We start from the raw sequence: 11,105 nt of genomic DNA, 5'->3' as shown, positions 1-11,105 counted from the left end.
AGCATCAGGGTTCCACCTCTTCCCATTCCGAACAGAGAAGTTAAGCCTGATCACGCCGATGGTACTGCGTAACAGTGGGAGAGTAGGTAGTCGCCGTTTTCAGAGAGTTCATCCCCTCGGGTCAGAAGACACGAGGGGATGACTTGTTTATAGACGTAGGAAAAGAAGGAGGGAGGATAACAACCGAACTGATGCACTCGTTTATAAATAAAGAACTTTACTCTTCCGGATAAACAACATCCCCTGTCAATCATTTTATCAGCTTTATTCGGAATGTTTCTGGTTAAAAGAAGCTGTGTGGGACAGAACCCTAATGGCGAAAGTCAAGGAGGCTATGAGAAAAGCCTCCCTGTTATTAGTGATAAATGAAATATTATACTCTGCTGTCAGCTCCCCACATCATTTTAGTGCGAAGAGTGTCGAAAAAGATGTGATTAAAGCGTTTTACTACTTTAATGCTATAGTCAGCTCTCCGGATTGTGAGGCGGGTTGTTTCCTTACAGGTTTCGCTACTGCCGTCAATTGCAACCAGGAAATTGTGGCTACGACTTTCTACATCTAAAGTGATTTCCCAGTCATCACAGATCACTATAGGCCTTACGTTTAAACTGTGTGGAGCAACCGGAGTAATTGCGATGGTTTTGGAATGGGGAACAATGATAGGACCACCTACGCTTAACGAATATGCAGTGGAACCTGTTGGAGTGGCGATAATGAGCCCGTCAGCCTGGTAAGTCGTGAGGTGTGCTCCGTTAATAGCAGTACGGATACTGATCATGGATGAACTGTCCCGTTTTAATACGGCTATTTCATTGAGCGCATAAGGTGAATCTTGCAAATGTTTGTCGTCACAAAGCAATTGGAGTACACTCCGTTCTTCAACTGTATAATGGTTCTGGTAGATTTCTTCAATCGTTTCTTCCATTTCTTCCGGGGATACATCTGCTAAGAATCCTAATCGTCCGGTATTGATACCCAAAATAGGGATTCCTTTGTTACCTACCCGTCGTGCCGCTTTTAGAAAAGTACCATCTCCGCCGATACTGATCACCATGTCTGCATCAAAATAGTCTTCATCGAACAAATTATCCGCCTTGACGTTCAGTTTTAAGTCGGATTTCAGGAAACGATGAAATTCTCTGCATACACAGATTTCTGCTCCATGTTTTTCGAGCAAATTGAACAAAGTAGCAGCATGTGAAGACTTCTTGGCTTGGTATGTATTTCCGAAAATGGCAAATTTCATGTTGATAAAAGTTTCTAGTGTGTCGCAAATTTGGGATTTTTTTTCGGTATTGCTGTTATCTTATCGCTAATATTTGTACTTTTGCGCAAAACATATGGGTAAAAGGTCCGTATTATATTAAGACATGGAACTATGACTAAATTAAGTGTGAACATAAACAAAGTGGCTACCCTTCGGAATGCCCGTGGGGGAAATGTTCCGAACGTGGTTAAGGTGGCGTTGGATTGTGAGAGTTTCGGTGCTGACGGCATAACGGTTCACCCACGTCCGGATGAACGTCATATCCGTCGTTCGGATGTGTATGATTTGCGTCCGTTGCTTCGGACTGAATTTAATATTGAAGGATATCCTTCTCCGGAGTTTATCGATTTGGTGTTGAAGGTGAAACCTCATCAGGTGACTTTAGTGCCGGACGATCCTTCTCAGATAACTTCTAATTCAGGATGGGATACAAAGGCTAATTTTGATTTTCTGACGGAAGTCTTGGACGAGTTTAACGGGGCAGGTATCCGTACATCTGTATTTGTGGCAGCCGATGCGGAAATGATTGAGTATGCGGCAAAAGCAGGTGCCGACCGTGTAGAGCTATATACCGAACCTTATGCTACTGCTTATCCGAAAGATCCGGCAGCGGCTGTTGCTCCTTTTGTTGAAGCTGCTAAAGTGGCCCGCCGGTTGGGAATTGGTCTGAACGCCGGTCACGACTTGAGTTTATTGAATCTGAATTACTTTTATAAAAACATACCCTGGCTGGACGAGGTCTCTATCGGTCATGCTTTAATAAGTGATGCGCTGTATCTGGGATTGGAACGTACCATTCAGGAATATAAAAACTGTCTTCGCTAATGAATGCAATGCTACTATTAGCCCAAGTGGCTACCAACCTGGCTGATTCCGTTGCATCGGCCAACCCTGTACTGACTCCTGTATCTGCTCCGGCTGAAATGAATATGCTTGATATGGCTATTAAGGGTGGATGGATTATGATTGTTTTGGGAGTACTGTCTGTAGTTTGTTTCTACATCCTGTTTGAACGTAACTATGTGATCCGAAAAGCCGGTAAGGAAGATCCGATGTTTATGGAGAAGATCAAAGACTATATCCATAGTGGTGAGATTAAGTCGGCAATTAATTATTGCCGAACGATGAATACCCCTTCCGCCCGTATGATCGAAAAAGGGATTAGCCGTCTGGGACGTCCGGTAAATGACGTACAGGTTGCTATTGAGAATGTGGGAAATATTGAGGTGGCTAAGTTGGAAAAAGGCCTGACTGTGATGGCTACTATTTCAGGTGGTGCTCCGATGCTCGGTTTCCTGGGTACAGTAACCGGTATGGTGCGGGCTTTTTATGAAATGGCAAATGCCGGAAGCGGTAATATTGATATCACACTGCTTTCAGGAGGTATTTATGAAGCTATGATTACTACCGTAGGTGGTCTGATTGTCGGTATTATTGCTATGTTTGCTTACAACTATCTGGTGATGCTGGTAGACAGAGTGGTCAATAAGATGGAGTCCAGAACCATGGAGTTTATGGACCTGCTTAATGAACCTGCACAGAAATAAGGTGCTGAGATAAAATAGAGTGCGTAGCCAATTGGCACATTGACATATTGGCATATTGAAGAATTATTTTATGGCATTAAAGCGTCGAGCAAAAATATCACCCAACTTTAGTATGGCATCTATGACGGACGTCATATTCCTGTTGCTTATCTTTTTTATGATAACCTCAACTGTTGTGTCGCCCAATGCGATTAAAGTGTTATTGCCACAAGGCAAACAGCAAACTTCGGCTAAACCGTTGACAAGAGTTATCATTGATAAGGACCTGAACTATTATGCAGCGTTCGGTAATGAAAAAGAGCATGCTTTAGGCTTGGAGGAATTGACTCCATTCCTGCAAAGCTGTGCGGATAAAGAACCTGAGATGTATGTTGCTCTCTATGCGGATGAAACTGTGCCTTACCGTGAGATCGTTAAGGTGCTGAATATCGCGAATGAGAATCATTTTAAAATGGTGCTGGCTACCCGCCCGCCGGAAACAAGGAAGAAATGAACATAAAAAGAAAGAGTGAATATATAGGGGCGTTGGGTGCATTGTTGGTGCATGTGGCTATTATTGCTCTTTTGATTCTGGTAAGTTTTGCTGTTCCACGTCCGGACGAAGAAGCCGGCGGTGTACCGGTGATGATGGGAGATGTGGATGCGGCTTATGGAAATTATGATCCCTCCACTATGGTGGACGTAGAAGTAATGCCTGAAGAAGTGCCGGCTCCGCAACCCGTACCCGAAGTGGAAGCCGAACAGGAAATGATTACGCAGACCGAAGAAGAAACGGTTGCTATAAAACCCAAGGTCGAGCCTAAGAAGGAGAAGCCGAAAGTAGAGAAGAAGCCTGAAAAAACAGCCGAAGAAAAGGCTGCCGAAGCTAAAAAACTTGCTGAAGAAAGGGCAGAGCGTGAGCGCAAGGCCGCTGCAGAAGCTGCCAGTAAACGAGTAGCCGGTGCCTTTGGTAAAGGCTCGCAGATGGGGGGAAGCAAAGGTAGTGCTACTTCGGGTGAAGGAGTAGAAGGAAGTAAAGATGGCAATTCGTCGACCGGAGCAAAGTCCGGAGTCGGGGGATATGGAACATTTAATCTTGGCGGACGTTCTATAGGAGAGGGAGGTTTGCCCCGTCCCATATACAACGTTCAGGAAGAGGGGCGAGTAGTTGTTTCTATTACCGTGAATCCAGCTGGTCATGTGATTGCTACCAGTATCAACCGATTGACTAACACGGTAAATTCGACTTTGCGTAAAGCTGCTGAAGATGCGGCTAAAAAAGCACGTTTTAATGCCGTAAACGGAGTGAACAACCAGACTGGAACGATTACTTATTATTTTAATTTGAAATAATTAATGCTTAAAGTACCGTGTTTTTAGAAAGGTGGGCTTTGAGTTTATAACATCTAAATGATATAGATTATGGGAACAGTTTATGCATTTTTCGCAGACGGATTTGAAGAAATTGAAGCGCTTACTACAATTGATACATTGAGACGCGCTGGTTTAGATGTAGAAATTGTATCTGTTACGCCAGACGAGATTGTAGTCGGAGCGCATGATGTATCTGTGCTTTGCGATAAGAATTTTGAGAATTGTGATTTCTTTGATGCTGAGTTGCTGTTTTTGCCGGGAGGAATGCCGGGTGCTGCCACTTTGGACAAACATGAAGGGTTGCGTAAGTTAATTCTTAGCTTTGCGGAGAAAAACAAGCCTATTGCCGCTATTTGTGCCGCCCCGATGGTACTTGGAAAACTGGGACTTCTGAGAGGTCGCAGAGTAACCTGTTATCCCAGCTTCGAACAGTACCTGGAAGGTGCGGAGTGTACTAACGAGCCGGTTGTCAGAGATGGTAACATCATTACCGGTATGGGACCGGGTGCTGCGATGGAATTTGCATTGACTATTGTAGATACATTGTTAGGCAAGGAAAAAGTAAACGAGCTGGTAGAGGCCATGTGCGTAAGACGTTAAGCCTATGTATCGGACTGCTTTGATTGTAGCCGGGGGGAAGGGACTCCGCATGGGAAGTGAACTTCCCAAACAGTTTCTTCCCATTGGCGGAAAGCCTGTATTGATGCATACGTTGGAAGCTTTTCATCGATTCGACAAGAGAATGCAGCTTATTCTCGTATTGCCCCGGGAACAGCAGGGGTTTTGGCGGGAACTGTGTGAAACGCACGGATTTAACATCAGGCATGAAATTGCCGATGGAGGTGAAACCCGTTTCCACTCGGTTAAAAACGGATTGGCTTTGATAAACGGTATCGGTGGTATGGTGGGGGTGCATGACGGTGTTCGTCCTTTCGTATCGCAGGAAGTGATTGCCCGTTGTTTCCGGGAAGCTGCTGTGCGAAAAGCCGTAATTCCTGTCATCGATGTTGTAGAAACCGTGCGCCATCTCACAGGATCAGGCAGTGAGACTGTAAACCGTAATGATTATAAACTGGTTCAAACTCCCCAGGTATTCGATGCCGATTTACTGAGAAGAGCTTATGAACAAGAGTTTACTCCCTTTTTTACTGATGATGCCTCCGTGGTAGAGGCTATGGGAGTTCCTGTCCATCTGGTGGAGGGAAACCGTGAAAATATAAAAATAACTACTCCATTTGATTTGAAAGTAGCTTCAGCCTTGTTGTAATGTTCGATTTAGCTACACGAGACATAAAGTACTTATCCGGTGTTGGTCCGCAAAAAGCTGCGGTTCTGAATAAAGAGTTGGAGATTTATTCATTGCATGATCTGCTCTATTATTTTCCTTATAAATATGTAGACCGGAGTCGCATCTATTACATTCATGAAATAGATGGTAATATGCCGTATATACAGTTGAAGGGAAAGATACTTGGCTTTGAAACTTTTGGTGAAGGGCGCCAGAGAAGATTATTAGCACATTTCTCGGATGGCACAGGAGTCGTTGACCTCGTGTGGTTTCAGGGTATAAAGTATGTCACAGGTAAGTATAAACTTCACGAAGAATATATTATCTTTGGTAAGCCGACCGTGTTTAACGGAAGAATTAACGTAGCCCATCCCGATATAGATAATCCCGCTGATTTGAAATTGTCATCAATGGGACTCCAACCTTATTATAATACAACGGAGAAGATGAAACGTAGCTTTCTCAACTCCCATGCCATTGAAAAGATGATGGCAACCATTATCGGACAGATTCAGGAGCCTTTGCCCGAGACACTTTCACCTAAACTAATTGCCGACCATCATCTGATGCCTTTGACGGAAGCTTTACGGAATATTCATTTTCCTTCTAATCCGGAACTGTTGAGGAAGGCGCAATATCGTCTTAAGTTTGAAGAGCTCTTTTATGTACAGCTCAATATTCTGAGATATGCCAAAGACCGGCAACGTAAATACCGCGGTTATGTTTTCGAAACAGTCGGTGAAATCTTCAATACATTTTATTCTAAGAATCTTCCTTTCGAACTGACCGGGGCTCAAAAGCGGGTTTTGAGAGAAATCCGGCAGGACGTCGGTTGCGGAAAGCAAATGAATCGCCTGTTGCAGGGGGATGTGGGAAGTGGGAAAACACTGGTGGCCTTGATGAGTATGCTGATTGCCCTTGATAATGGTTTTCAGGCTTGTATGATGGCGCCTACTGAGATTTTGGCTAACCAACATTACGATACAATCAAAGAGTTGTTGTTTGGAATGGATGTGCGGGTGGAACTCCTGACAGGTTCGGTGAAAGGAAAGAAACGGGAAGCTATCCTTGCGGGACTCCTGACCGGAGATGTACATATATTGATCGGTACCCACGCCGTTATTGAAGATACTGTAAATTTTGCTTCTTTAGGATTGGCCGTAATTGACGAACAACACCGCTTTGGTGTGGCACAGCGTGCCAGACTGTGGAGCAAGAGTATTCAGCCGCCCCATGTATTGGTTATGACTGCTACTCCGATTCCACGTACGCTGGCAATGACACTTTATGGTGATTTGGATGTCTCTGTCATAGATGAATTGCCTCCCGGACGTAAGCCGATCTCTACTATTCACCAGTTTGATAACCGGAGAGAAAGTTTATATCGTTCGGTACGTAAACAAATTGAAGAAGGGCGCCAGATTTATATTGTATATCCCTTGATTAAGGAGAGTGAAAAGATTGATTTGAAAAATCTTGAAGAAGGGTATTTGCATATTTGTGAGGAGTTTCCCGACTGTAAGGTTTGTAAAGTGCATGGCAAAATGAAACCTGCCGAGAAAGATGCGCAGATGCAACTTTTTATTTCGGGTGAAGCGCAGATTATGGTAGCTACTACAGTGATTGAAGTAGGAGTGAATGTGCCTAACGCTTCGGTGATGATTATCGAAAATGCCGAACGCTTCGGACTTTCACAGTTACATCAGTTGCGTGGCCGGGTAGGGCGTGGAGCCGACCAATCATATTGCATTCTGGTCACTACCTATAAGCTGACTGAAGAGACCCGGAAACGTCTGGAAATAATGGTACGCACCAATGACGGATTTGAAATAGCTGAAGCCGATCTTAAACTCCGGGGACCAGGTGACCTGGAAGGTACACAGCAAAGTGGTATTGCTTTCGACTTAAAGATTGCGGATATTGCCCGTGACGGTCAACTCTTGCAATACGTGCGTAATATCGCAGAAGAAATAACGGATGCCGATCCGGGTGGCGTGTTGCCGGAGAATGAAATTCTATGGCGGCAGCTGAAAGCATTGCGCAAGACGAATGTTAACTGGGCTGCCATTAGCTGAAAAACGGTTAAACATGTAGCTTTTTTACATAAACATGTTGCATAACATATTTCTCTTTATTTCCTCTGTTTATGGAGGTTTAGAGAAATATTTCTTTAATTCTGCTATTTATCCTTATAAAAAATAGTTAAGAGGATACCTGCCGTTTCGCTTAGAAATGCTATCTTTGGAGGAATTTTAAAATAAATGAGCACTTTAACCTTTTGAAACTGTACGTTATGATGGAAAAAACATTGGTCATTCTGAAACCTTGTACTCTTCAGCGAGGACTGGTTGGCGAGATTACTCGTCGTTTTGAGCGTAAAGGATTGCGTTTGGCAGGAATGAAAATGATGCAGTTGACAGATGAAGTGTTAAGTGAGCATTATTCACACCTTAGTTCGAAACCATTCTTTCAGCGAGTGAAAGATTCTATGATGACGGCTCCCGTTATCGTTTGTTGTTTTGAAGGTGTGGATGCTATTCAAGCCGTTCGTGCATTGGCAGGACCAACTAACGGACGTCTGGCAGCCCCGGGGACCATTCGCGGAGATTATAGTATGAGCTTTCAAGAGAACATTGTTCATACCTCTGATTCGCCGGAAACCGCAGTTGTCGAATTAAACAGATTCTTTAAACCGGAAGAAATATTCGATTACAAACAGGCTACTTTTGACTACCTGTATGCAAATGACGAATATTGATTGAATTGAATTAAACAAGACGAATGAATTTCAATTGCATTAAAACAGTAATGATTGCCGCTGCGGCTATGATCAGCCTGAACTCTTTTTCTCAGGATTTGATTGCCCGTCAGGCACCGATTGACAGAAAATTAAAAAGTGTAGATTCATTAGCATTGCAGAAACAGATTCGCGCAGAACAGTCTGAATATCCTGCACTGAGTCTGTATCCTAATTGGAACAACCAGTACGTACATGCTTACGGAAAGGATGCTATAATTCCCGATTCTTATACAATCGATCTCACGGGCTTCCACATGCCTACTCCCAGTACCCGTATCACTTCTCCCTTCGGACCACGCTGGAGAAGAATGCATAATGGACTTGACATCAAAGTGAACATTGGAGATACTATTGTAGCTGCTTTCGATGGAAAGGTACGTATTGTGAAGTATGAACGTAGAGGTTATGGTAAATATGTCGTTATTCGTCACGACAATGGACTGGAAACCGTATACGGTCACTTATCCAAACAGCTTGTAGAAGAGAACCAATTGGTAAAAGCCGGTGAACCCATTGCCTTGGGAGGAAATACCGGACGTTCAACGGGATCTCACTTGCATTTTGAGACCCGTTTCCTGGGTATTGCCATCAATCCTGCATTAATGTTCGACTTCCCGAAACAGGATATCGTTGCCGATACATATACATTCAGAAAAACAAGAGGTTACGAACGTAACAAAGCCGGTTCACATGATACTAATATAGCATCGGACGGCGAAATCAGATATTACAAGGTTAAGAAAGGCGACAGTTTGTCCAGAATCGCTAAACTGCGCGGTGTTTCAGTTAGCACACTTTGCAAGTTGAATCGTATTACCACGAAGACAACACTTCGTCCGGGGCAAGTATTGCGCTGTTCATAATAGTTATACTACATAGACGGAAGAGGGCACTTTAATATTATTTAGAGTGCCCTCTTTTCATTTTTCTTTAATTATTGTTACCTTTGCACACTATTTGTAAGGAAATGAAAGATACCAGGCAACAATTTGAACATGTCATAGCATTATGCCGTGACCTATTCTCTAAGAAACTGCATGATTACGGTCCTGCATGGCGTATTCTGCGTCCTGCTTCCGTAACAGATCAGATATTTATCAAAGCCAACCGTATTCGTAGTATTGAAGTAAAAGGGGTGACTCTTGTCGACGAAGGAATCCGTTCCGAGTTTATTGCTATTGTCAACTATGGTATTATCGGGTTGATACAATTGGAACTCGGATATGCAGAGTCGGCTGATATAACAGTAGATGAAGCATTGGCTTTGTACGATAAGCATGCAAAGGAAGCATTGGAATTGATGCTTGCCAAGAATCATGATTATGATGAGGCATGGCGCAGTATGCGCGTTAGCTCGTATACTGATTTGATACTGATGAAGATTTATCGTACCAAGCAGATAGAGAGCCTTGCCGGTCAGACATTGGTATCAGAAGGCATTGACGCTAATTACATGGATATGATTAACTATTCTGTTTTCGGATTGATTAAGATAGAATTTGAAGGATAAGGAGCTACATATTATTCAGAAAGTATGGACCAATCTGTGCCGCTTCGTGCTGGCAGGGGTGTTCATCTTTTCAGGATTCGTGAAAGCAGTCGATCCGTTGGGATCGGAATATAAGATACAAGATTATCTGGACGCTTTCGGGATGGGAACGTGGTTTCCGGCCTTTTTCCCTTTGTTGGCGGGTATTGTTTTGTCAGCTGTCGAGTTTTCGGTAGGTGTGTTTCTGTTTTTTGGTATCCGGAAAACAACCGCTACCTGGTTGGCTTTGTTGCTGATGATCTGTATGACCCCTCTTACTCTGTATTTGGCATTGGCTAATCCGGTATCCGATTGTGGTTGTTTCGGTGACGCCTGGGTATTGACAAACTGGCAAACATTTTGGAAGAATGTTATTCTGCTGATTGCAGCAATTTCCGTTTTCCGGTGGAAGCATCAGATGATCCGTTTTATCAGTGCTAAGATGGAATGGCTCGTATCTCTATATACTTTCCTGTTTGTGTTTGCGCTTTCGTTCTATTGTCTGGGCAACTTGCCGATACTGGATTTTCGTCCTTATAAGATAGGGAAGAATATTCCGGAAAACATGAGTATCCCGGCAGGGGCAAAGCCGACGGTTTACGAGAGTGTTTTCGTGTTGGAGAAGAATGGTGAAAAGAAAGAGTTCTCGTTGGAAAATTATCCCGATAGTACCTGGAAATTCATTGAAGCGCGGACCGTTGTGAAAGAGAAAGGTTATGAGCCTTCTATCCATGATTTCTCAATGACTAATCTTGAAACAGGTGAAGATATTACAGATAAAGTACTGGCAGATAAAAACTATACATTCTTATTGGTAGCCCATCGGATTGAAGAGGCAGATGACAGTAACATCGATCTGATAAATGAGATTTATGATTATGCGGTAGAGCATGGTTATGGCTTTTACTGCCTGACCTCTTCGCTGGATTATCAGATAGAACAATGGAAAGATAAAACCGGAGCGGAATATCCGTTCTGCCTGATGGATGATATTACGTTGAAAACGATGATACGTTCCAATCCGGGACTGATGCTGATTAAAGAAGGTACCATTTTAAATAAATGGAGTGATAGTGAATTGCCTGATGAATATGCCCTGACTGACAAACTGGAAAATCTTGAACTGGGAAAACAGAAACAAGAGAGCGATGTGCATACGATCGGTTATGTACTCCTTTGGTTTGCTATCCCTTTATTGATGGTTCTGGGAGTTGATATTCTGGTTGTGAAGCGTCTTGAAAAGAAACGTAAAAAGGCTGCAGACAAAGCTGCCGGAAATTCACAAGTCTCTTCTGAAACGCAGAAGAATGAATAATTGAATC

Annotated in this window: 12 protein-coding genes and 1 rRNA gene; 12 read left to right on the top strand and 1 reads right to left on the bottom strand. The window is 43.3% G+C overall.

Annotated features, from left to right (window positions below):
• A 5S ribosomal RNA gene (rrf, locus tag KO473_RS18840) occupies window positions 1-99 on the top strand; the annotation flags it as partial.
• A 274-nt stretch (window positions 100-373) separates the two neighbouring features.
• On the opposite strand, the gene KO473_RS18835 is transcribed toward rrf, so the two are convergent.
• Window positions 374-1,246 carry an NAD kinase gene (locus tag KO473_RS18835; protein ID WP_005781629.1) on the bottom strand — a complete coding sequence of 291 codons (873 nt, stop codon included), beginning with the start codon at window positions 1,244-1,246 and terminating at the stop codon, window positions 374-376.
• A 132-nt stretch (window positions 1,247-1,378) separates the two neighbouring features.
• Here KO473_RS18835 and KO473_RS18830 point away from each other — a divergent pair, with 132 nt between their 5' ends.
• From KO473_RS18830 to KO473_RS18780, 11 genes are all read left to right on the top strand, one after another.
• Window positions 1,379-2,092, top strand: coding sequence for a pyridoxine 5'-phosphate synthase (locus tag KO473_RS18830; protein ID WP_005781628.1), 714 nt, complete (start codon window positions 1,379-1,381; stop codon window positions 2,090-2,092).
• Complete coding sequence (locus tag KO473_RS18825; RefSeq protein ID WP_005781627.1) at window positions 2,092-2,814, top strand: MotA/TolQ/ExbB proton channel family protein; 723 nt, start codon at window positions 2,092-2,094, stop codon at window positions 2,812-2,814. The genes KO473_RS18830 and KO473_RS18825 overlap by 1 nt, the downstream gene beginning before the upstream one ends.
• Before the next feature lie 70 nt (window positions 2,815-2,884).
• The gene (locus KO473_RS18820) at window positions 2,885-3,307 is read left to right on the top strand and encodes a biopolymer transporter ExbD (RefSeq protein ID WP_005808668.1); all 423 of its coding nucleotides are present in this window, start codon (window positions 2,885-2,887) and stop codon (window positions 3,305-3,307) included.
• On the top strand, window positions 3,304-4,146 hold the full coding sequence (locus KO473_RS18815; RefSeq protein WP_005821938.1) for a cell envelope integrity protein TolA: 843 nt from the start codon (window positions 3,304-3,306) through the stop codon (window positions 4,144-4,146). Before KO473_RS18820 ends, KO473_RS18815 begins: the two co-directional genes overlap by 4 nt.
• A gap of 69 nt (window positions 4,147-4,215) precedes the next feature.
• A complete protein-coding gene (locus tag KO473_RS18810; protein WP_005808664.1) occupies window positions 4,216-4,767 on the top strand; it encodes a DJ-1 family glyoxalase III in 552 nt (183 codons plus the stop codon).
• 4 nt (window positions 4,768-4,771) lie between these two features.
• The gene (locus tag KO473_RS18805; RefSeq protein ID WP_005808662.1) at window positions 4,772-5,434 is read left to right on the top strand and encodes a 2-C-methyl-D-erythritol 4-phosphate cytidylyltransferase; all 663 of its coding nucleotides are present in this window, start codon (window positions 4,772-4,774) and stop codon (window positions 5,432-5,434) included.
• A complete protein-coding gene (recG, locus tag KO473_RS18800) occupies window positions 5,434-7,530 on the top strand; it encodes an ATP-dependent DNA helicase RecG (protein WP_005781618.1) in 2,097 nt (698 codons plus the stop codon). The genes KO473_RS18805 and recG overlap by 1 nt, the downstream gene beginning before the upstream one ends.
• Before the next feature lie 218 nt (window positions 7,531-7,748).
• Window positions 7,749-8,213, top strand: coding sequence for a nucleoside-diphosphate kinase (gene ndk / locus KO473_RS18795; protein WP_005781616.1), 465 nt, complete (start codon window positions 7,749-7,751; stop codon window positions 8,211-8,213).
• A 23-nt stretch (window positions 8,214-8,236) separates the two neighbouring features.
• Window positions 8,237-9,118 carry a M23 family metallopeptidase gene (locus KO473_RS18790; RefSeq protein ID WP_005781615.1) on the top strand — a complete coding sequence of 294 codons (882 nt, stop codon included), beginning with the start codon at window positions 8,237-8,239 and terminating at the stop codon, window positions 9,116-9,118.
• Between the two features lie 104 nt (window positions 9,119-9,222).
• A complete protein-coding gene (locus tag KO473_RS18785) occupies window positions 9,223-9,765 on the top strand; it encodes a DUF1599 domain-containing protein (protein ID WP_005781613.1) in 543 nt (180 codons plus the stop codon).
• Window positions 9,755-11,098 carry a BT_3928 family protein gene (locus KO473_RS18780; RefSeq protein ID WP_005808654.1) on the top strand — a complete coding sequence of 448 codons (1,344 nt, stop codon included), beginning with the start codon at window positions 9,755-9,757 and terminating at the stop codon, window positions 11,096-11,098. The genes KO473_RS18785 and KO473_RS18780 overlap by 11 nt, the downstream gene beginning before the upstream one ends.
• Window positions 11,099-11,105 lie beyond the last annotated feature (7 nt).

The organism is Bacteroides sp. HF-4919, assembly GCF_018860125.1.
Note: the sequence above shows the minus strand (reverse complement) of the source record. Positions and strands in the feature narration are given on the sequence as shown.